Annotated in this window: 20 protein-coding genes; 16 read left to right on the forward strand and 4 right to left on the reverse strand. The window is 30.2% G+C overall.

Translation table 11 applies throughout. The features are described from left to right. Positions 1 to 96 precede the first annotated feature (96 nt). The gene (uvsE, locus tag FNZ64_RS10545) at positions 97 to 1,383 is read right to left on the reverse strand and encodes a UV DNA damage repair endonuclease UvsE (protein WP_142414768.1); all 1,287 of its coding nucleotides are present in this window, start codon (positions 1,381 to 1,383) and stop codon (positions 97 to 99) included. A gap of 17 nt (positions 1,384 to 1,400) precedes the next feature. Continuing rightward, positions 1,401 to 2,219 (reverse strand): TIM barrel protein, encoded by an 819-nt coding sequence (locus tag FNZ64_RS10550; RefSeq protein WP_142414769.1) that lies wholly within the window; start codon positions 2,217 to 2,219, stop codon positions 1,401 to 1,403. 164 nt (positions 2,220 to 2,383) lie between these two features. On the opposite strand from FNZ64_RS10550, the gene recJ reads away from it, so the two are divergent. Next, positions 2,384 to 4,162, forward strand: coding sequence for a single-stranded-DNA-specific exonuclease RecJ (gene recJ / locus FNZ64_RS10555; protein WP_142414770.1), 1,779 nt, complete (start codon positions 2,384 to 2,386; stop codon positions 4,160 to 4,162). A 126-nt stretch (positions 4,163 to 4,288) separates the two neighbouring features. Here recJ and FNZ64_RS10560 read toward each other — a convergent pair whose 3' ends face one another. Together FNZ64_RS10560 and FNZ64_RS10565 are read right to left on the reverse strand one after the other, a co-directional pair. Next, positions 4,289 to 4,468 (reverse strand): alpha/beta-type small acid-soluble spore protein, encoded by a 180-nt coding sequence (locus FNZ64_RS10560; RefSeq protein WP_142414771.1) that lies wholly within the window; start codon positions 4,466 to 4,468, stop codon positions 4,289 to 4,291. A 123-nt stretch (positions 4,469 to 4,591) separates the two neighbouring features. Continuing rightward, entirely contained in the window at positions 4,592 to 4,798 is a 207-nt protein-coding gene (locus FNZ64_RS10565; RefSeq protein WP_142414772.1) for an alpha/beta-type small acid-soluble spore protein, read from the reverse strand. A 234-nt stretch (positions 4,799 to 5,032) separates the two neighbouring features. Here FNZ64_RS10565 and FNZ64_RS10570 point away from each other — a divergent pair, with 234 nt between their 5' ends. From FNZ64_RS10570 to FNZ64_RS10640, 15 genes are all read left to right on the forward strand, one after another. Continuing rightward, complete coding sequence (locus FNZ64_RS10570) at positions 5,033 to 6,100, forward strand: undecaprenyldiphospho-muramoylpentapeptide beta-N-acetylglucosaminyltransferase (RefSeq protein WP_142414773.1); 1,068 nt, start codon at positions 5,033 to 5,035, stop codon at positions 6,098 to 6,100. Positions 6,101 to 6,131: 31 nt separating this feature from the next. Continuing rightward, positions 6,132 to 7,646, forward strand: a complete 1,515-nt coding sequence (locus tag FNZ64_RS10575; RefSeq protein ID WP_142414774.1) for an MBL fold metallo-hydrolase RNA specificity domain-containing protein — start codon at positions 6,132 to 6,134, stop codon at positions 7,644 to 7,646. Positions 7,647 to 7,935: 289 nt separating this feature from the next. Continuing rightward, entirely contained in the window at positions 7,936 to 11,469 is a 3,534-nt protein-coding gene (gene nifJ, locus FNZ64_RS10580; protein ID WP_142414775.1) for a pyruvate:ferredoxin (flavodoxin) oxidoreductase, read from the forward strand. A gap of 247 nt (positions 11,470 to 11,716) precedes the next feature. Then, positions 11,717 to 12,097, forward strand: a complete 381-nt coding sequence (locus FNZ64_RS10585; protein WP_423244947.1) for a DUF1292 domain-containing protein — start codon at positions 11,717 to 11,719, stop codon at positions 12,095 to 12,097. A gap of 67 nt (positions 12,098 to 12,164) precedes the next feature. After that, positions 12,165 to 12,806: an HAD-IB family hydrolase gene (locus tag FNZ64_RS10590; protein ID WP_142414776.1), complete on the forward strand. Its 642-nt coding sequence runs from the start codon at positions 12,165 to 12,167 to the stop codon at positions 12,804 to 12,806. A 19-nt stretch (positions 12,807 to 12,825) separates the two neighbouring features. After that, the gene (locus FNZ64_RS10595; protein ID WP_243129252.1) at positions 12,826 to 13,656 is read left to right on the forward strand and encodes an aminotransferase class IV; all 831 of its coding nucleotides are present in this window, start codon (positions 12,826 to 12,828) and stop codon (positions 13,654 to 13,656) included. A 130-nt stretch (positions 13,657 to 13,786) separates the two neighbouring features. After that, on the forward strand, positions 13,787 to 15,556 hold the full coding sequence (locus tag FNZ64_RS10600) for a FapA family protein (protein WP_142414777.1): 1,770 nt from the start codon (positions 13,787 to 13,789) through the stop codon (positions 15,554 to 15,556). Between the two features lie 33 nt (positions 15,557 to 15,589). After that, the gene (locus FNZ64_RS10605; RefSeq protein WP_142414778.1) at positions 15,590 to 16,042 is read left to right on the forward strand and encodes a chemotaxis protein CheW; all 453 of its coding nucleotides are present in this window, start codon (positions 15,590 to 15,592) and stop codon (positions 16,040 to 16,042) included. 9 nt (positions 16,043 to 16,051) lie between these two features. Next, positions 16,052 to 16,540: a chemotaxis protein CheD gene (locus FNZ64_RS10610; protein ID WP_142414779.1), complete on the forward strand. Its 489-nt coding sequence runs from the start codon at positions 16,052 to 16,054 to the stop codon at positions 16,538 to 16,540. A 20-nt stretch (positions 16,541 to 16,560) separates the two neighbouring features. Next, entirely contained in the window at positions 16,561 to 17,667 is a 1,107-nt protein-coding gene (locus FNZ64_RS10615) for a protein-glutamate methylesterase/protein-glutamine glutaminase (protein ID WP_142414780.1), read from the forward strand. A 2-nt stretch (positions 17,668 to 17,669) separates the two neighbouring features. Then, on the forward strand, positions 17,670 to 18,437 hold the full coding sequence (locus FNZ64_RS10620; protein WP_142414781.1) for a CheR family methyltransferase: 768 nt from the start codon (positions 17,670 to 17,672) through the stop codon (positions 18,435 to 18,437). 12 nt (positions 18,438 to 18,449) lie between these two features. After that, positions 18,450 to 20,492, forward strand: coding sequence for a chemotaxis protein CheA (locus tag FNZ64_RS10625; RefSeq protein WP_142414782.1), 2,043 nt, complete (start codon positions 18,450 to 18,452; stop codon positions 20,490 to 20,492). Between the two features lie 12 nt (positions 20,493 to 20,504). After that, positions 20,505 to 21,104: a chemotaxis protein CheC gene (locus FNZ64_RS10630; protein ID WP_142414783.1), complete on the forward strand. Its 600-nt coding sequence runs from the start codon at positions 20,505 to 20,507 to the stop codon at positions 21,102 to 21,104. A 16-nt stretch (positions 21,105 to 21,120) separates the two neighbouring features. Beyond that, positions 21,121 to 21,483: a response regulator gene (locus tag FNZ64_RS10635; RefSeq protein WP_142414784.1), complete on the forward strand. Its 363-nt coding sequence runs from the start codon at positions 21,121 to 21,123 to the stop codon at positions 21,481 to 21,483. Positions 21,484 to 21,494: 11 nt separating this feature from the next. Next, positions 21,495 to 21,905 carry a chemotaxis protein CheW gene (locus FNZ64_RS10640; protein WP_142414785.1) on the forward strand — a complete coding sequence of 137 codons (411 nt, stop codon included), beginning with the start codon at positions 21,495 to 21,497 and terminating at the stop codon, positions 21,903 to 21,905. The last annotated feature ends 22 nt before the right edge of the window (positions 21,906 to 21,927 follow it).

Genomic DNA, 21,927 nt, shown 5'->3' on the forward strand with positions numbered 1-21,927 from the left:
TTATAAAACCCCCTAATAATTTTCATATAAATTATTAGGGGGTTTTAATGTTTATTATAGAATTCATATTTAAATTACTGTACATAGGATTCTAATCTAATGATAAAAATAGTAAGAAGATTGTATGTACTGGACTTCATATTTTTCACTTAGTTTTAATATGAAGCTTTTTATTCTACATAGAACAGGGTTATCTAGTAAAAATTCCTCAGGTAACTTTTCTTCAGCTTCTTTAAGGTATTTAGTTAATTGACTTTTCTCTCTAGTATTAACTATATTTTTAAAATATCCATTTACATGCATTAGGGTATTTAAAAAGTTGTTTTTATCTATAGGTTTAATTAGGTAATCATCTAATAAAGTATAAAAGTCTAGTAAATTTCCATGTTCCTTAATTAATTTAGAACATTGCTTATAGTATTTGTAGTTTCTTTCCATGATATTATATTTGTATTTACTCCATTCATTATAAATTGTCACTTTTTTTTCATTACCAGTTAAGCTATTTAAAATATTTATAGCTTTTATAGCTGAAATATCTTTGTTTTTAACTTCTAACATTATATCTATATCAAGATTTAAACTTTTAACTAAGTTATAATATTCTATAAAATCTTTTGTATATAAAAATTTTGAGTGAGCCCCAAGTTTCTTATAAGGATCTTGATTAGAATAATGGACTTTCATTGTGCCATCTTCTTCTTTCCAAGTATAACTCACTAGTTTTAAAATTTCTTCTATAGAATATTTACCAGTATTATTGCAAAAATGATGTAAGTTATCGAAAATTGCAGGAATTTTTATTTTAGAACATACATATAAAATATCATCTATAGTATAATTCCTTTCATCATTTTCAATAACTAATCTTCTTTTTATAGAAGATGATAGGGTATTAAAGTTAGCTATAAATCTATTTATAGCTTCACTTTTGTTTCCATAAGTACCACCAAGATGAAGAATTATTTTATTTGAATAATCAACACCTAAAGAATCTAAAAATTTTGCATGATATTCTAAGTCAAGAATAGCTTTTTTTACTACTTCTTCAGAGTTTGAATTTAATACAGTATATTGTCCAGGGTGCATAGATACTCTTAAGTTATTTTCTTTTATTATATTTCCAAGGGACTTTAATTTATCTTCAAATATATTTTCCCAAGGTATACTATTTACTTCATGGCTACCAAAAGGAATTATATCAGAGCTTATTCTAAATAATTTTATATTATTCTTTATGTTATAAATCAAGATTTTTTCAAGATCTTCTAAGTTCTCTTTAGTAGTCTCTAAAAATTTTTCTTCGCTGAAATTTTTTAGTAAAAAAGTTCTAGTAGTTTTAGCATCAACACAAAGTGGAATGCAGGCATATCCTATTTTCATTTAAAACCTCCATAAAACTATAAAGACATATAGTGCTCTTTTAAAAGTAGAGCATCTTTTTCAAGAATTGGACTTTCGCATATTAGACAGCCTTTTACATTAAAGTTCTTTAGAGCTTTTATAAACTCTTTATACATAAAATCACTTTCTAAAAAAGGTAGATGATTTTTCTCACCTTTTTCCCCATAGTTTATACCAGAGGCATGCATATGAAGATCAGATAAGGCCTCTTCACCTAAATTATCTCCTACATACTGGAGAATACGCGCAAAATCTTCATAGGTTTTTAAAGAACCATTGTATCTAGCATGAAGATGTGAGAAATCTATACAAAGTCCACAAGTTTTAACTTCCTTGCAAATTTCAACAAGTTCTTCTAAAGAGCCAAACTGTGTTCCTTTTCCGGTGGTCTCTAGTCTATAGGTTACACCTAAATCAGGAAGTCTTTTTAAGTTTTCTTTTATAGTATTAAAAGTTTCTTCTTTAGAATCTTTTAAGTAATATCCAGCGTGGAAAATTAGACTTCTTCCCTTAACTTTTTTTAAGGCTTCAGCACCTTTAATTATTCTTTCTATAGACTGATCAATTTTTTCATCCTCATCTGCATTTAAATTAATAAAATATGAACCATGAGCTGAAAGATAAAAATTGTTTTCTTCTTTTGATTTAAGAACCTCATCTTTATTTTTATCTGTTATATTTGTAGAACGTACAAAAGGTAATTCCATAGCATCTAATCCAATAGATTTTAAGTAGCTTATACCAGTTTTATATGTAAATTTGCTTTTTTCTGGTCCTATAGGAAGTCCAGAAATTCCAAACAATAAGTTTTCCATTAAACCACTCCAATTCATTTAACTAATTTTAGTTTATTCCATAGATATCCACTCTAATACTCCCATGGCACTCTGTTTATTATATCATATAACTGAAATAATTCTAAATATAAAATTGACTAATTATGTACTAATAACTATAATTAATTGGAGTAGGTGATTATGTGCAAAGTTTATGGACAATAAAAAGAATAAAAGGAAGTTTAGATGCCTTATCTAAAAGAACAGGTATTGATCCTCTATTTGTAAAGATTTTAGTTAATAGAGGAATAAAAGAAGAAAGGGATATTGTTGAGTTTTTTAAAGGTGGCTTAGAGGATTTATATGAACCATATCTAATGAAAGATATGGAGGAAGGTATATTTATTATTAGGGAAGCTATAGAAAACAAGAAGTATATAGCAGTTTATGGTGATTATGATGTGGACGGTGTAAGCAGTACAGTAATACTATATAAGGGACTAAAAAGATGTGGTGCTAAGGTTAAATATCATGTACCAGATAGAGAAGAAGAAGGCTATGGCATGAGCATAGCTAGAATTAAGAAACTTAAAGAAGAAGGTATAGAAGTTATTTTAACCTGTGATAATGGTATTTCAGCTTTAGAAGAGGTAGAATATGCAATGAAACTCGGCATGGAAGTTGTGGTAACAGATCATCACCAGCCACCCTTTAATACTTTGGAAAATGAGGAAAGAGAATATATTCTTCCTAAGGCTAATGCTATTATAAATCCTAATAGACAAGATTGTGAATATCCAGTTAAATCTTTATGTGGAGCTGCTATAGCATATAAATTTATTCAAGCACTTTATAGAATATTTAATATAAATAATAATGAAACCTATGAACTTCTACAATATGCTGCTATAGCTACAGTTTGTGATGTAGTAGACCTTGTAGGAGAAAATAGAATTATAGTAAAAGAAGGATTGAAACTTATAAATAATACTAAGAGTTTAGGATTAAAATCACTTTTAGAAGTTTTGGGATTACACAATAAAGAAGTTAAGTCTTATCATATAGGATTTCAAATAGGACCTTGTATAAATGCTACAGGAAGACTAGAAACTGCCTCTCTTTCTATAGAACTTTTTCTTACAGAGGAAGAAGCTAGAGCTAAGGAACTAGCTAATACCTTATATGAGTTAAATAAAAAAAGACAAGAAATGACTAATGAAAATGTAGAAGCTATAATAAAGGATTTAAGCTTTAATCATGAAAAATTAGAAAGGGTCCTTGTGATTTATAGAAAAGAAGTCCATGAGAGTATTGCAGGGATAGTTGCTGGAAGGGTAAAAGAACATTTTAATTTACCCACTATAGTTTTAACTGAAGGTAGGGAAATGCCAAAAGGTTCAGCACGATCCATAGAAGGATATAATATATTTGAGGAACTACTAAAGTGTGAAGAGCTTATATATAAGTTTGGAGGGCACCCTATGGCTGCAGGCTTATCTATTAAAGAGGAGAATATAGACAAACTTAGGCAAGCATTAAACTTAAATTGTACTTTAAGTGAAGAGGATATAATGCCCAAAATAAAGTTAGACCATACCTTACCTAAAAATTTTAATACTCCTAAATTCATGAGGTACTTAGAATTACTAGAGCCTTATGGAAAAGGGAATTCAAGACCTTTATTTGGAGCTAAGGATATTGAAGTTTTAGGAATAACTATTATGGGTAAAAACAAAAATGTTTTAAGACTTAAGTTAAAAATAGAGGAATCAATTTTAAGTGCAGTTATGTTTATAAAAGTTGATGAATTTATTGAAACTATAAAAGATATTTATGGTGATGATACTTTAAATTTAATTTTAAAGGGTGAAGCTTGTACGAATATTTATATGGATTTTGTGTTTTCACTAGATATTAATGAATATTTAGGAAAAAAAACTGTTCAACCTATAATAAAAGATTTTAGAATAAAAGATAAATAGGATGCATAGCTAATCAAAGCTATACATCCTATTTTTAAAATTCTAATCAGTATAATTTAAGACTGTTTAGAATAATATTTTTATTATTAGTAGCTTATATTCTTAAAAATCATATATCTTCTAGGATTATAGATTTCTTTCGAATTGCTCTACCATTTTTTTAACCATTTCTCCCCCAACAGAACCACATTCCCTAGAAGTTAAGTGTCCGTTATAGTCAGTGAAGTTTACACCTAATTCTCTTGCTGTTTCCATTTTGAATTGATTTAATCCTTCTCTTGCTTCTGGTATTAGATTCTTTGCCATTTTAAATTCCTCCCTTTTACCATAACTAATATTTTTAACTTTTGTGTTTTCTGATTTTTAACAAGGTTGAACATTACTTTTAATAGTTTTCTAAGTCTAAATATTATATTTATCTATAAAAAACTATTTTAAATTGTTTTCATATTGTTGAACCATTTTCTTAACCATTTCCCCACCTATAGAACCAGCTTCTCTAGAAGTTAAATCTCCATTGTATCCATCTTTTAATTGAACTCCTAATTCTTTTGCTGTTTCCATTTTGAATTGGTTTAGTTTACCTCTTGATTCTGGAACTAAAGTTTTATTTGAATTATAGTTGTTGTTAGCCATGTTTTTTCACCTCCTTTGCTTCGTTGTAGTCTTATTTTAACCACATAGGAGTTTTTTATTTTAGGTTCTTCAAGGTAAGTTAGAAATCTTGTGCCTCATAATCCATATAGAGGAAATTATAAAGTGAGCTCTAAAAGTTAGATTATAAAGAACTTATTATAAATTTTCATATATAATGATATAATGAGATAGTAATAATATATTGCTTTTAAGTAGAAGGTAGGGTGGTTATATATGGCAAAATATAAAATTATAATGACAGGTGGAGGTTCAGCAGGACATGTAACACCTAATTTAGCATTAATACCTAAACTAAAAGAGGAAGGCTTTGAAATAATATATATAGGAAGTAAAGAAGGCATTGAAAGAAAAATTATGAAGGATGCAGGAATTCCTTATTTTCCTATAGAAAGTGGGAAACTTAGACGATATTTTGATTTAAAAAATTTTTCAGATCCATTTAAGGTTATAAAGGGAATAAGTGAAGCTAGGAAAATTATAAAGAAAGAAAAGCCCAATGTGGTCTTTTCAAAGGGAGGATTTGTATCTGTTCCTGTGGTTATTGCAGCAAAGTTAAATAATATTCCTGTAATTGCTCATGAATGTGATATGACTCCAGGGCTTGCAAATAAATTATCTACTCCTTTTTGCAATAAAATTTGTGTTACCTTTCCAGAAACACTGAAATATATTAAAGGTACTAAGGGAGTTTTAACAGGACTTCCTATAAGGGAAGAATTGTTTAAAGGGGATAAAGATAAAGGTTATAGAATATGCAATTTTGAACATAAAAAGCCTATTTTATTTATTATAGGTGGAAGTCTAGGTTCTGTAATTATCAATAATACAGTGAGAGCTTCACTTTCTGAACTTTTAAAACAGTATAATATTATTCATATTTGCGGAAAAGGAAATTTAGATAAAAGCTTAGAAAATCTTGAAGGATATAGACAATTTGAATATGTAAGTGAAGATTTAAAGCATTTAATGAAAATTTCGGACTATTTCATATCAAGAGCAGGGGCTAATACTATTTTTGAATTGTTGGCACTTAAAAAACCACATATTTTAATTCCACTATCACAAAAAGCTAGCAGGGGAGATCAAATTTTAAATGCAAATTCCTTTGAAAAGAGTGGATATAGCCTAGTTATAAAAGAAGAAGAATTAAATAAAGAGATATTAATTAAGAAACTTAAAGAGCTTGAAAATAACAGGGAAAAATTTATAGAAAGTATGGAAGATAGTGAAGGAGTTAAAGCTGTAGAAAATATAGTAGAACTAATAAAAAGTATTCCCTAAAGATATAGAATAACTTATTGGGGGGATTTATTTGAAAATAAAATTTTTTGGTGCAGCAAAAAGGGTTACGGGATCATGTCATATGCTTATTATAAACGGTCGAAAAGTACTTCTAGATTGTGGACTTCTTCAAGGCAAAGACGAGAATGAACAAGAAAACGAGAAATTTAATTTTAATCCAAAGGAAATAGACTGCGTGATTTTATCTCATGCCCATATAGACCATAGTGGAAGAATTCCATTACTTTATAAACAAGGATTCAAGGGTATGGTAATTTGTACAAAAGCTACTAGTGAACTATGTTCTGTTATGCTTCCAGACAGTGGATATATACAAGAGATGGAAGTAGAGTGGAAAAACAGAAAGAGAAGAAGGCAGGGACTACCAGCAAAGGAGCCTTTATATACTTCTAAAATAGCAGAACTTTCAACTTATTTATTTACATCATATGAATATGAAGAAATTATAGAAGTCTTCCCTGGATTAAAGGTTAGGTTTCAGGATGCAGGGCATTTGCTAGGGTCTGCTATTGTGGAGATTTTTGTAAAAGAAGAAGGCAGAGAAGAAATTAAAATAGTATATTCCGGAGATTTGGGAAATAAGAATTTACCTCTTATAAAAAATCCATCTACTATAGAATGTGCTGATTACGTAATTATGGAGACTACCTATGGGAATAGGTTTCATGAACCTATAGAAAGAGAATATACTGAACTTGCAAAAATAATTAAAGAAACTTTTAATAGAGGTGGGAATGTAATTATACCTTCCTTTGCAGTAGGTAGAACTCAAGAAGTTTTATATATTTTAAATAACTATGTAGAAAATAATATATTAAACAATATAAATGTATATGTAGATAGTCCTCTTGCATATAGTGCTACAAAGATATTTGAAAAAAATTATGATCAATTTAATTCAAAGGTACAAGAACAGATTTTAAATGGAGATGATCCTTTTAAATTTGAAGGGCTTAAATTTATTCAAACACCAGGAGATTCTATGGGTGTAAATAAAATTCAAAGGGGAGCAGTTATAATTTCAGCCAGTGGAATGTGCGAAGCTGGAAGGATAAGACATCACTTAAAGCATAATCTATGGAGGGAAGAGTGTTCTATTGTATTTGTTGGATTTCAGGCAGAAGGAACCTTAGGACGTTCAATTCTAAGTGGGAAACCAAAAGTAAAGATTTTTGGAGAAGATATTGCAATTAATGCACATATATACAATCTTCCAGGATTATCTGGACATGCTGATAGGGCAGGCCTTCATAGTTTTATAAATAATATGAGTAAAAAACCAAAGGAGATTATTTTGGTTCATGGAGAAAAGGAAGAGCAGGAGAGCTTCTATGAGCTTATGAAAAATGAAGGGTATAAGGTTAGAATAGCAAGTCTCGGGGAAACTTATTTTATAAATGAAGAGGAAATAAGAGATTATTCTATAAAAGATGCTATATTAAGGGAAATAGAAGAGTTTGGAGAGATAAATGAAATAAATAAAAATCTACTTTTAGAGAGATTATCAAAAGTTTTAGAAGAATAGATTAATAAAGAATTAGGAAATATAAAAATAGAATAATTATTTTATAAACAAAGGTTGGGTTTAGAATTCTCAATCTTTGTTTTTTATGAGAATGAACCAATTTTCATACAAATCTCTTATTAGCTATTTACATTCTATAGGGTAAAGTGTTATATTTAATAATGGTAGAAGGTTTTGAAAACTCTAAACCTTATAAAATTATAAAGATATTTTTTTGGCACACTATAATATAATTTTATTATAGCAAAAGGAAAATTTTATAAAAATATATCAGAAAGAAGGGTTTGCGATGAATAGAAAAATGAAAACTATGGATGGTAATACTGCTGCTGCTCATGTAGCTTATGCCTTTACAGATGTAGCTGCTATTTACCCAATCACTCCTTCTTCTCCTATGGGAGAAAAAGCTGATGAATGGTCATCACAAGGAAAGAAAAACTTATTTGGACAAAAAGTAAAGGTTATGGAAATGCAATCAGAGGCTGGTGCTGCAGGAGCAGTTCACGGATCTCTTCAAGCTGGGGCATTAACTACAACATTTACTGCATCTCAAGGATTGCTATTAATGGTTCCAAATATGTATAAAATAGCTGGTGAATTATTACCAGGAGTATTCCATGTAAGTGCTAGAGCTTTAGCTACACATGCACTTTCAATATTTGGAGATCATCAAGATGTAATGGCAACAAGACAAACAGGTTTTGCACTACTTGCATCAAATAGCGTACAACAAGCTATGGATTTAGCTGCAGTTGCACACCTTTCTACAATAAAAGGAAAAGTACCATTCTTACATTTCTTTGATGGATTTAGAACATCTCATGAACTTCAAAAAATTGAAGCATGGGATTACGAACAACTTGGTGAACTTGCAAAAGAAATAGAAGAGGATGTTAAGGCATTTAGAAAAAATGCATTAAATCCAGAAAGTCCTGTAACAAGAGGTACAGCTCAAAACCCAGATATATACTTCCAAGGAAGAGAAGCATCAAATAAATTCTACATGCAATTACCAGAAGTTGTAGAACATTTTATGGGAAAAGTAAATGAAATGATAGGAACAGATTATCATTTATTTAACTATTATGGAGCACAAGATGCTGATAGAATGATAATTGCAATGGGATCTGTTTGTGAAGCTGCTGAAGAAGCAATTGATTATTTAAATGCTAAGGGTGAAAAAGTAGGTTTACTTTGCGTACATTTATATAGACCATTTTCTATTGAACACTTCCATAAATACATACCAAAGACTGTTAATAGAATAGCAGTACTTGATAGGACTAAGGAACCAGGTTCAATAGCAGAGCCACTATTCTTAGATGTAACTCAATCATTCTATGGATGTGAGCAAAAACCATTAATAGTTGGTGGAAGATACGGATTAGGATCAAAAGATACTACTCCAGCTCAAATAGTTGCAGTATTTGAAAATTTAAAAGCTAATGAGCCAAAGAGCAACTTTACAATTGGAATTAATGATGATGTAACTTATACATCACTACCAATTGGACAAGAGTTAGACGTAGCAACTGAAGGAACTAGAGCTTGTAAGTTCTGGGGACTTGGATCAGATGGTACTGTTGGAGCTAATAAATCAGCTATCAAGATTATTGGAGACCATACAGACATGTATGCTCAAGGATATTTCTCATATGACTCTAAAAAATCAGGGGGTATTACAGTATCTCACTTAAGATTTGGTAAAGACAAAATAAGATCAACTTATTTAATAAATAAGGCAGACTTTGTTGCTTGTCATAACCAATCTTATGTAAATAAATATGATGTTTTAGATGGAATTAAAGATGGAGGAACATTCCTACTTAACTGTATTTGGAATGAGGAAGAGGTAAACCAACATTTACCAGCTTCAATGAAGAAATATATTGCAGAACACAATATTAAATTCTACACAATCAATGCTGTTAAAATAGCTCAAGAAATTGGATTAGGTGGAAGAATTAATATGATAATGCAAGCTGCATTCTTCAAATTAGCTAATATTATTCCACTAGACGAAGCTATTAAGTATCTAAAAGATGCTGTTGTAACTTCTTACGGTAAAAAAGGTGAAGCTATAGTTAAAATGAATCATGATGCTATAGATGAAGGTATAAATGCTTTAGTTGAAGTTAAAGTACCAGAAAGCTGGAAAGATGCTGAAGATTGTTCTTCATGTGGATGTGAATCAAAAGATGAAAGACCAGCATTTATAACTGACATAGTAGATGTTATGAATAGACAAGAGGGAGATAAACTTCCTGTAAGTGCATTTATGGAAGGCGTAGATGGAACATTCCCAGCAGGAACAGCTGCATATGAAAAGAGAGGAATAGCAGTAAACGTTCCAGAATGGCAAGTTGATAAGTGTATACAATGTAACCAATGTGCTTACGTTTGTCCACACGCTGTAATTAGACCAATTTTAATGACTGAAGAAGAAGTAAATAATGGACCAAAAACATTAGAAAGCAAACCAGCTACTGGTGGACCTGCAATGAAAGATTACAAGTTCTCAATAGTTGTTAGCCAACTTGATTGTACTGGATGTGGAAACTGTGCTGAAGTCTGTCCAGCACCACAAAAAGCTTTAATTATGAAGCCTATTGAACCACAACTAGAAAAACAATCAGCATTTGATTATGCAGTTAAGGTTCCAACTAAGAAAAACCCAATGAATAAAAACACTGTAAAAGGAAGCCAATTTGAAACTCCACTAATTGAGTTCTCAGGTGCTTGTGCTGGATGTGGAGAAACTCCATATGCAAAACTAATAACTCAATTATACGGTGACAGAATGATGATTTCTAATGCTACAGGATGTTCATCAATTTGGGGAGGAAGTGCACCTTCAACTCCATATACAGTAAATCAAAAAGGTCATGGTCCTGCATGGGCTAACTCATTATTTGAGGATAATGCTGAGTTTGGTTTTGGTATGTTCCTTGGTACTAGTCAAATGAGAGAAAGAGTATTTGACCTTGCAGAGGAAGCTCAAGAGAGCAATTTAAGCGATGAATTAAAGAATACATTAAAAGAATTCTTAGATAATAGATATAATGGTGAAAAGACTAAAGAATTAAGAGATAAATTAATTCCAATGTTAGAAGCAGAAAAAGCAAACCCAATTGCTGCTGAGATCTTAGAGAAGAAGGAATTTATAGTTAAAAAATCTCAATGGATCTTTGGTGGAGACGGTTGGGCATATGACATTGGATTTGGTGGAGTTGACCACGTATTAGCATCTGGTGAAGATGTAAACATTTTTGTATTTGATACAGAAGTTTACTCAAATACTGGAGGTCAATCTTCAAAAGCTACTCCAACTGCAGCTATAGCTAAATTTGCTGCTGGTGGTAAGAGAACTAAGAAAAAAGACCTTGGTATGATGGCAATGAGTTATGGATATGTTTATGTTGCTCAAATAGCTATGGGTGCAGATAAAAACCAAACTATTAAGGCAATTTCAGAGGCAGAAAATTATCCAGGACCATCATTAATCATAGCTTATGCTCCATGTATAAATCATGGTATTAAGAGCGGTATGGGAACTACTCAATTAGAAGAGAAGAAAGCTGTAGATTGTGGATATTGGTCATTATATAGATACAATCCAACATTAAAAGATGAAGGAAAGAATCCATTCTCTCTAGACTCTAAAGAACCAAAAGAATCATTCATTGATTTCTTAAAAGGTGAAGTAAGATATGCATCTCTTGAAAAGATTAAACCAGAAATAGCTCAAGAGCTATTTGAAAAGACTGAAAAAGATGCTATGGAAAGATTAGAAAACTATAAGAGACTTGCAAAAGACCAATAATATCTCATAGATTTAAAAAAGACATGGAATTATTTCCATGTCTTTTTGGTTTAAAATTTATCTATACGATTAAATCTTAAGAATAAAAAATTGTTTTATTGGCAAATATTATAGAGAATAATCTTTTAGAATTTAGAATAAATAAAAAAATATTTTTCAAAAGGGAAAAATTTTATAAAAAACCCTTTCAATATTCTTCAATAAAGGTTATTATTATACCATAAACCAAATTAGGAGGTAATTGAATATGATGGATAAAGAAAATAAGTGTAATTGCCATGATGATTTAAATCAATGTGGTTGCAATGAAGGAACAGAACATACTCATGATCACGAAGGCTGTGGATGTGGCTGCGGTTGTGGTTGTGAAGATGAAATTCATACATTAACAGTTGAACTTGAAGACGAAGAAGGAAATGTCATCACATGTGAAATTGTAGATGGTTTTGATTATAAAGAAAAAGAATATGCAGTATTAGTAAATCCTGAAGATGAAACTTACTATATATTCGAAGTAGTTGGAGATGAAGAAAACGGTGAATTAGTAGTTCCTTCAGAAGAAGAGTTTGAAGATGTTAGAGACTACTATGAAAATTTAGTTGCCGCAGAAGACGAAGAAGAAGAGTAAGAAATATTAGCCGTTGCACATATGCAACGGCTTTTTATATAGTATAATATTAGTGGAGGAAAATTATTTGGAAAGACTTGCGATTTTTGATGTGGATTTTACTTTAACCAGTAAGGAAACTTTAGTACAATTTTATAAATTTATGATTAAAAAAAACCCTAAGTTTATAGTATATATACCAAGGGCTATATTTTCAGGATTAACTTATATACTGAAGATAAATGATGAAAAGAGAACAAAGGAAATATTTATAAGGTTTATAAGAGGAATAAAAGAAGAAGATATGGAAGCAACGGTAAAAGAATTTTACAATGAAGTTTTATCAAAAATAATATACTCAGATTCTATAAATATGATAAAAAAGTTAAAAAAGGAAGGCTGTAAAATCATCTTGATTTCAGCTTCTCCAGAATTCTATTTAAATTCCCTATATAACATTAAGGAAGTAGATAAGATAATTGGCAGTACTATAAGAGCTAAAGAAGGAATTTATGAAAATAGAATGGAAGGTGAAAACTGCAAGGGAGAAGAAAAGATAAAAAGGCTTATGGCATATTTAAAGGAAAATAATATAGAGGTAGATTTTAAAAATTCATACATGTTTTCTGATTCATTGTCAGATCTTCCGCTTTTTAATCTTGTTGGAAATCCATATCTAATAAATTATAGAAAAAAACATGAAAGCATAGAAATTTTAAATTGGAAATAAAATATGTGGAGGGATATAATTGTCTTTATACCTAGGAGAATTTTATAATATAAATGGAGAGCTTGAAAATACAGAGGAAAAATTAAAAGAGGTACTAGATAAAGGAAAATTAGTCTATGAAGTTATAAGAATTATAGATGGATATCCTCTATTTTTTAAAGAACATATGGAGAGGTTATATAACTCTTGCGAATTAGTTAATATAAAGCCACCTATAACTAGTGAGGAGGTTTTTAGGAGTATTAGAGATCTTTGTAGTAAAAGTACTGTGAGATTTGGAAATATTAAACTTGTTATAAACTCAGAATCTTTAAAATATGTGCTATATTTTATACCTCATTATTATCCCGAGGATTTTGAATATGAAGAAGGGGTAAAAACTATTTTATATTATGGAGAGAGAAACAACCCTAATGCAAAAGTAGTTGATTATAATTTTAGAGAAAATATAGATAAAGAAATAAAAAAAACAAAGGCATATGAAGCCATTTTAATTAATAATGAAGGGAATATCACTGAGGGAAGCAAATCAAATATATTTGTTATAAAGAATAATAAGGTGATTACAGCTCCACTAGACGCAGTTCTTCCTGGGATAACTCGTTTGAAAATTATTGAAGTGATAAAAGAACTAGGAATTTCCTTTGAAGAAAGGTATGTATCAGAGAAGGAAATAAAAGATTTAAGTGGGCTTTTTATATCAGGAACTTCACCTAAAGTGCTTCCCATAAAAGAAGTAGAAAACTTTATCTTTAATTCTAAGGATGAAAATATAGTAAAAATAAGAAAAGCATTTGATAAAATTATAGAAAAAGATATTAAAGATATAAAAAATAATTCTTTTAAATAAAATTTTAAATAAAGTAATTAAAATATTATACGATAATATAATGAAGAAAAACTAATAGGATTGTGTTTAAAACACAATCCTACTTTATAATTTTTAGTTTTATTTAAAAGATCTTTAGGGAGTTGAAGTCATGGAAAGGTCAAATAACAAAGAAGTAATGGGTATAGATGGAAAAGTATACGTAAAAGATGGAAAAATAAATATTACAAGCCCCCAAGATGGTGGTAGACCTGCCATAATAACTAAAGATAAAAGCATTAAACTAATTGTTGATGGTGAGGAAATAAAAACTAAAAAAGAGGTTTTTGAAAATAGTGAGATAGAAGTTATTCTTCCGGAAAATATGGCAACCAGAAATCTAGACATAAATATATCTATAAATAAAATGGAAGCATATATGGACATATCCTATGAGCCTGAGCTAGTATACGGTATAAAATGCAAAGAGCAAGAAGGAAATATATATTTTATTTATGCTGAAATTATTGAGGAGAAGTTTCCTCCTAAATTTTCTATGTCAGAAATAGAAAAGGAGTTAATTTCTAAAGGAATAATATGTGGAATAGTAATAAAAAATATTAAAGATGCTATAAAAGAAGATAGAGCTAAAAATATAATTGTTGCAAAGGGTAAAGATTCTATTGATGGAAAAGATGATAAGCTAAAATTAAACTTTAGTATGGATAAGAGATTTAAAAAAGATGTCAATGGAAATATAGACTATAAATCCATTGGAGATATTAAGTCTATAAAAGCTGGGGAAACTTTAGGAGAGATAATCTTAGGTGAAGAAGGCATAAATGGAGTTAATGTACTTGGTAAAATAATAAAAGCTAAAAAGAAAAGTTCCGTAAAAGTTAAATGTAGTAATGGATGCACTTTGGAAGACAATAAAATAATAGCCCTAGTAGATGGAATACCAAAGTACAAAAACAATATTTTTGAGGTTAGTGAAGTATATGAAGTTAAAAATAACGTAGACCTAAGTACAGGAAGTATAAAGTTTGATGGAACAGTGCTTATATATGGTTCAGTTATGGAAGGTATGAAAGTAGAAGGTGGTGCTGGAATTCAGGTTTATAAAAATGTATCTGGTGCTGAAATTATATCTACAGGAGATATAACTATTGGGGGGAATATACTTTATTCAAAGGTTGCTTGTGGTGGTGAAGACAATATTAATATAAAGTTAAAAAATGACTTAGATATTCTCTTTAAATTATTAAAGGAAGTTAGGCTCACTACAGAAAAAATTACAAAAAGTAATCTTTTGGGAAGAAAGGCTAGGGATGGTGAAGTAATTAAAATACTAATAGAAAATAAATTTAAAAACATCCCCAGTTTATTATTAAGTATTGAAAGGGCATATGTACAAAAGGGAACTTACAAGAAATTTCTTACAACTTTTAAAGAGAATTTACTAGGTTTAGGGCCACTATCCATAGAGAATTATGAGTATATAATGAATATGGAGGCAATTCTTGAAGAAGAGATTAAATGTTTACAAGAGGAAAGAATAAAACCTATGGATATAGAATTTAGGTATGCGCAAAATAGTAATATAAAGGCCTCAGGTGATGTTTATATAGTAGGAAAAGGAGAATATATTAGCCAGATAACCTCTAATGGTGGAGTATATTTCAAGGGTGTAAACTCTGTAGCAAGGGGAGGAATTATTAAGGCTAAAAATGAAATTAGATGTAAATTTGTAGGTAGCGATGCTGGTGTGTCAACAAGACTACAAGTGGATAATGGTGGAGAGATTTGGGCTGATGTAGCATATCAAAATACAAAGTTTATCATTGGAAATTTAGAACGCAATATTGAACGTCCATGCAAAGATGTACATGCTTATTTAGATGGCAAAGGCGAACTTATAGTAGATACATTGAGATTATAATTAAACTTTATTTAATATAAAGGAGGAAAAAGAGTGGGTATTAAGGAAATTAAGGTTTTAATATTTAAAATCGATGAAGAATATTATGCTACAGATATTATGGAAGTGGAAAGAATACTTGGTTATGAAGAGACAACAAAAATACCAGAAGCACCTAACTTTATAGATGGAGTTAGAAATTATGAGGGAAACATACTACCCGTAGTTAATTTGTGCTATAAGTTTAATATTCCTTTTACTGGTATAAAAAATGATTCCAAGGTTATAGTTGCAAAAACAGGAGAAAATAAAATTGGTATGTTAGTAGATTTAGTTTTAGAAGTTAGAGATGTAAATATAGATCATATAGAAAACCCTCCAGAAATAGTTGCAGGAATATCAAAGCGATATGTTAAAGGTCTTATAAAGCTAGAGGATAAAATTATAATATTTTTAAATTTAGCCTCTATTTTAACAGATAAAGAAAAAGAATTATTAGAGTCCTAGGTGTTAATTATGACAACCAAAGAAATTAGAGTTGGTATAGCAGATTTAAATGTAGGAGAAAACCCTGACCTTTTAATTACAGTGGGATTAGGTTCATGTATTGGTATAGCTATATACGACGGAGGTAAAAAGCTAGGTGGATTAGCTCATATAATGCTTCCAGACAGTACCCAATTTTCTAATGTTACTAATGAAATGAAGTTTGCTAACCTTGCCATACCTATTTTAGTAGAACGGATTTTAAAAAAAGGTGCAGTAAAAAGAAATCTAAAAGCTAAAATAGCAGGAGGAGCATCTATGTTTAATTTTTCAGATAAAAAGATGATTATGGACATTGGAAATAGAAACTGCATAGCTGTAAAAAAGGCATTAAAAGACCTAGGTATTCCTATAATTGGTGAAGATACTGGAGGAAATAAAGGGAGAACTGTAACCCTAGATACATCTACAGGGAAATTTAAAATTAAAACTGTAGGATTAGACGTAAAAGAAATATAAATGTTATGGAGTGATAGTCATTGAAGGAGATAAAAGTATTAGTAGTTGATGACTCAGCTTTAATGAGAAAAATAGTATCTGATATGATAAATGAAGAAAAAGATATGGAAGTTGTTGATACGGCTAAAAATGGAGAAGATCTTTTTAAAAAATTAGATAAAAAACCTGATGTAATTACTTTAGACGTGGAGATGCCAATATTAAATGGAATAGATGCTTTAAAGAGATTAAAATCTAACAATTGTGATATTCCAGTGATTATGCTTAGCAGCCTTTCTAAGAGAGGTACAGAACTTACTATGGAATGTTTAGAATCAGGTGCTTTTGATTTTATTGCTAAACCTTCCGGTGCTATTTCTCTAGATATAAATAAAGTAAAAGAAGATGTAGTTGAAAAAATAAGAATAGCATATTTAAAATTTGGTAAAAAGGTAGATTATACTCAGTGTAGCTGTATAAGCAATAAAAGGGAATATTCTGTTAATGTAAATGCAAATGCAAGTGTTAATAAGTCCCCTCAATCTAAGATCAATATGAGAGGCAAAAAAATAGATCAAAAAATTAATGCTGTAGCAATAGGTGCATCTACTGGTGGCCCTAAGGCACTTTATGAAGTCATAACTAGACTTCCGGAATTAAATGTTCCAGTTTTTGTAGTTCAGCATATGCCTAGTGGATTTACAAAAGCTTTTTCAGAAAGACTAAACTTAAATTCAAAGTTAAAAGTTGTAGAAGTTGAAGATAACATGGCAATAGAAAAGAACACTGTATATATAGCAAAAGGTGGATATCATATGGAAATAGGTGTTGATAAAAGAATTCATTTGAACCTAGAGCCTAGTATATGGGGTGTGAGACCAGCCGTTGATAAATTATTTATATCTGCATCAGCAGTATATAAAGAAAACCTATTGAGTGTAGTTTTAACTGGTATGGGTAGAGACGGAGCTGAAGGAACTAGCGTTATAAAGGACGCTGGTGGAATTACTATATCTCAGGATGAAAATACTTGTACTATTTATGGAATGCCTAAGGCTGCTTTTGAGACGGGGAAGGTAGATGAAGTACTGCCACTTTCTTATATAGCAGATAGAATAAGTAATATTGTATTGAAGAGAGGTGTATAAGCATGGATTTAATGGATTTCGAACAGTGGGTTAAGAAGGAACTTAAAATTGACTTATCCGCCTATAAATCAAATCAGCTACACAGAAGAATTAATAGCTTAATGTCAAGAGTAGGTGCTAAATCTGTAGATGATTATGTTAAAATGTTAAAATCAGATCCTGCTCAAAAGCAAAAGTTTTTGGACTTTATAACTATTAATGTTACTGAGTTTTTTAGAAATCCTGATATTTTTAAGGAGTTTGAGATATTATTAAAAAAATACTTACAAAAAGAAAATAGGGCTTTAAATTTATGGAGTGCAGCATGTTCAATAGGAGCAGAACCCTATTCTACAGCTATGATTTTAAAAGAGATGCCCTATAAGTTTAATCATAAAATATTAGCAACTGATATAGATAATACAATTTTAACGAAGGCTGCTAAGGGTGTTTATAGCAAAGATGAGGTTAAGAATATAGATCCAAATCTACTTAAAAAATACTTTGAAAATAGAGGGGAAGAATTCTCTATATGTAGTGATATAAAAAAAATGGTTAATTTTAAAAAACATGACTTAATATTAGATTCTTATAGCAAGGATCTTGATGTTATAATATGTAGAAATGTTGTTATATACTTTAATCAAGATGTTAAGGACAATATATATAGGAAATTTAGTGACTCCTTAAAAAAAGGAGGACTACTTTTTGTTGGGGCAACAGAAAGTATATATAATTATAGGGAGTTTGGATTTGAGAAAGCTTCAACCTTTATATATAGAAAATTATAGGAGGGACGCCTTATGGATACATCACAATATCTATCTATGTTTTTAGAAGAGTCTATGGACAACCTTCAAGTTTTAAATGAATCTCTTCTAGAACTAGAGCAAAACCCAGAGGATGGAAATAAACTTAATGAAATTTTTAGGGTGGCACATACCATTAAAGGCATGGCGGCTACTATGGGATTTTCAGAGATGGCAGAACTTACCCATAAGATGGAAGATGTGCTATCAAAGTTTAGAGAAGGGCAATTAAAAGTAACAGCAGAAGTTGTAACTGTACTTTTTAAGTGTTTAGATACTTTGGAATTAATGGTAGATAATATTGCAGAAGGTATAGAGGAGACTATTGATGTAAGTGATCTAATTAATAAACTAGAAGGTATAGCAGATGGAAATTTTAAAGATAATAATAGTACTACTAAGGTTGAAGAAGTAGTAGAGGAAAAACAAGAAGAGCTAAAAGCAATCCATGTAGAAGAAATTGATTTAAATGAATACGATATAAATGTTATAAAACAGGCTAAGGATAAAAATTTTAATGCATATGCTATTAAAATTAATTTAAGTGAAAGCACAATATTAAAATCTGCTAGAGCTTTTTTGATTTTTAAATCCCTAGAAGACTGTGGAGAAATTATCAAATCTATTCCAACTACAGATGATATAGAAAGTGAAAATTTTGAGTTTGAAATAAAACTTGTATTGTTAACCCTTAAGGATGATGAGGAAGTTTCAGCAATTTTAAATGGAATTTCAGAAGTTGATAGGGTTGAGGTTAATCCTATTTTGTTGCAAAATAAAGTAGAGCATGGGAAAGTAAAAGAAGAAATACAAGAAAAGCCTATTGAAAGTAAAGAGAAAAAAGAAGTTCTTAAAGAAAATAAAACATCTAGTAAAAAATCTGGAGAAACTGAAGTACAACATAAAAAGGCACACCAGTCAGTTAGAGTTGACCTTGAAAGACTAGATAAATTCTTAACTATGGTGTCAGAATTAGTTATTCATAGAACAAGACTTGAACAATTAGCTAGTACTCACAAATTAAATGACCTAAATGAAACTTTAGAACAAATAGGAAGAACAACCTCAGATCTTCAAGATTTAGTTATGAAAATAAGAATGTTACCATTAGAAGTGGTATTTAATAGATTCCCAAGAATGATAAGAGATCTTTCAGTAGAACTTGGAAAAGAGATGGAACTTATTATTCAAGGACAAGAAACTGAACTTGATAGAACCGTTATAGATGAAATTGGAGAACCTTTAATCCACCTTTTAAGAAATGCCGCAGATCATGGGGTTGAGGATAGAGATACTAGAATAGCTAATGGGAAAGAGCCTGTTGGGAAAATAAGACTATCTGCATATCCAGAAGGTACAAAAGCTATCATAAAGGTAGAAGATGATGGTGGTGGAATAGATGTAGATAGGGTACGTGAAAAAGCCGAAGAAAAAGGTATAAATACAGAAGGCATGAGTGAGAGCGATATTAAGAATTTAATTTTTCACCAAGGCTTCAGTACAAACAAGCAAGTTACAGATATTTCTGGTAGAGGGGTTGGAATGGATGTTGTAAAGACAAAAATTACAGCCTTAGGAGGAACAGTAGATGTAGTATCAGAGATTGGAAAGGGAACTAGCTTTATCATAAGACTTCCACTAACACTACAAATAATACAAGCATTACTTGTAAAAGTAGGAAATGAAACTATGGCTATCTCCTTAGGGTATATAGATAGAGTTATTAATTTTAAAGAGGATTTAATTAAAAGAACTAGAAATAAAGAAGTTATAATTTACAATAATAATGTAATTCCTTTGGTTAGAGTAAACAAAAAATTAGATTTAGCAGATATCGAAGGAGAAAAAAAATATATAGTCATAGTAAATGTGGGAGAAAAGACCGTAGGGCTTTTAGTAGATGATCTATTAGGTCAACAAGAAATAGTAATAAAACCTTTTGGAAAAACACTTCAAGGATTAAATGAATATATAGGAGCTACTATTTTAGGTGATGGACTTGTAACTCTCATTTTAGATGTAGGAGCTCTAATTTAGGAGGTTTAATTTATGAGTTATAATAAGCTAACACCTATGCAATTAGATGCTTTAAGGGAAGTTGGGAATATAGGGGTTGGAAATTCTGCCACAGCATTATCACAACTTTTAAATAAAAAAGTTGATATGACAGTTCCCAATATAAACATAGTGCCTTTTGAAGAAATTTATAGTAAAATAGGAGCAGAAGAGATTGTTATTGGAATACTGGTTAGGGTATTAGGAGATACACCAGGTAACATTCTTTTTGTATTTGATAAAGAGGCAGCCTTAAATATAATTAAAGATTTGACAGGAATATACGAAGAAGAAATAGGAGAAATGGGAATCTCAGTATTGTGTGAAATAGGAAATATAATTTCAAGTTCCTATATGAATGCTATAAGTAGATTTACTAATCTAAGTATAATGCCATCTGTACCAGCAGTAAGCTATGATATGCTAGGTGCAATTTTATCAACAACATTCATTGAATCAGGACAGTATGATGATAGTGTGCTGGATATAGAAACTTCTTTTGTTCAAGATGAAACTGATTTAAGTGGACATTTTTATTATGTACCAGTACCAGGTTCGCTTGAGAAAATTTTAAATTCTTTAGGAATAAGTTAATTGGAGGTAAGGAAATATGGCTACAAAAGTATTAATAGTTGATGATGCTGCTTTTATGAGAATGATGATTAAGGATATATTAGAAAAGAATGGATTTGATGTGGTTGGAGAGGCTAACAATGGCTTAAAAGCAGTAGAGCTTTATAAGGCAGAAAAACCTGATGTAGTTACTATGGACATTACTATGCCTGATATGGATGGTATAGAAGCTGTTAAGGCTATTCGTGAGATGGACCCTGCAGCTAAAGTAATAATGTGTAGTGCTATGGGACAGCAAACTATGGTTATGGATGCAATCAAAGCAGGTGCAAAGGATTTTATAGTAAAGCCATTCCAAGCAGACAGGGTTTTAGAAGCAATTAAAAAAGTGGTTGGCTAGGAGGGGATTAAATGCAAGTTGTAATTTTTAAACTCTCAAAAGAACAATTCGCAGTAGAAACTGAAAAAGTTAAAAGTATAACTGATATGATGGAAATTACTAAGGTTCCCAAGGCTCCATCATACATTAAGGGTCTTATTAATTTAAGAGGAAATGTAATTTCTCTTTTAGATATAAATCTTCTTTTGAACTTAGATAATTTAGAAGGTGAAAAAGAGGAAAAGAGCATAATTATTTTAAATTTAGAAGATGAGGATGTAGGAATATCTGTAGATGAAGTACAGGAAGTTCTTGAGATAACTGAAGATATTATAGAAAAAGAAGAAGAAATGAAGGAAAAACCATATGTAAAAGGTGTTATTAATTTTAAAGATAGAATAGTAACTTTAATAGATATATATAAATTAATACCAAACTATTAATAAGGAATTTTTAAAATAAGAA

Source organism: Hathewaya massiliensis (assembly GCF_902143515.1).
Classification (GTDB): domain Bacteria; phylum Bacillota; class Clostridia; order Clostridiales; family Clostridiaceae; genus Hathewaya; species Hathewaya massiliensis.

Bases quoted from the DNA above. Each gene is read 5' to 3' on its own strand.
- uvsE (WP_142414768.1), bottom strand. From the start codon at position 1,383: ATGAAAATAGGATATGCCTGCATTCCACTTTGTGTTGATGCTAAAACT.
- FNZ64_RS10550 (WP_142414769.1), bottom strand. From the start codon at position 2,219: ATGGAAAACTTATTGTTTGGAATTTCTGGACTTCCTATAGGACCAGAA.
- FNZ64_RS10560 (WP_142414771.1), bottom strand. From the start codon at position 4,468: ATGGCAAAGAATCTAATACCAGAAGCAAGAGAAGGATTAAATCAATTC.
- FNZ64_RS10565 (WP_142414772.1), bottom strand. From the start codon at position 4,798: ATGGCTAACAACAACTATAATTCAAATAAAACTTTAGTTCCAGAATCA.
- FNZ64_RS10570 (WP_142414773.1), top strand. From the start codon at position 5,033: ATGGCAAAATATAAAATTATAATGACAGGTGGAGGTTCAGCAGGACAT.
- nifJ (WP_142414775.1), top strand. From the start codon at position 7,936: ATGAATAGAAAAATGAAAACTATGGATGGTAATACTGCTGCTGCTCAT.
- FNZ64_RS10585 (WP_423244947.1), top strand. From the start codon at position 11,717: ATGATGGATAAAGAAAATAAGTGTAATTGCCATGATGATTTAAATCAA.
- FNZ64_RS10600 (WP_142414777.1), top strand. From the start codon at position 13,787: ATGGAAAGGTCAAATAACAAAGAAGTAATGGGTATAGATGGAAAAGTA.
- FNZ64_RS10610 (WP_142414779.1), top strand. From the start codon at position 16,052: ATGACAACCAAAGAAATTAGAGTTGGTATAGCAGATTTAAATGTAGGA.
- FNZ64_RS10620 (WP_142414781.1), top strand. From the start codon at position 17,670: ATGGATTTAATGGATTTCGAACAGTGGGTTAAGAAGGAACTTAAAATT.
- FNZ64_RS10625 (WP_142414782.1), top strand. From the start codon at position 18,450: ATGGATACATCACAATATCTATCTATGTTTTTAGAAGAGTCTATGGAC.
- FNZ64_RS10630 (WP_142414783.1), top strand. From the start codon at position 20,505: ATGAGTTATAATAAGCTAACACCTATGCAATTAGATGCTTTAAGGGAA.
- FNZ64_RS10635 (WP_142414784.1), top strand. From the start codon at position 21,121: ATGGCTACAAAAGTATTAATAGTTGATGATGCTGCTTTTATGAGAATG.
- FNZ64_RS10640 (WP_142414785.1), top strand. From the start codon at position 21,495: ATGCAAGTTGTAATTTTTAAACTCTCAAAAGAACAATTCGCAGTAGAA.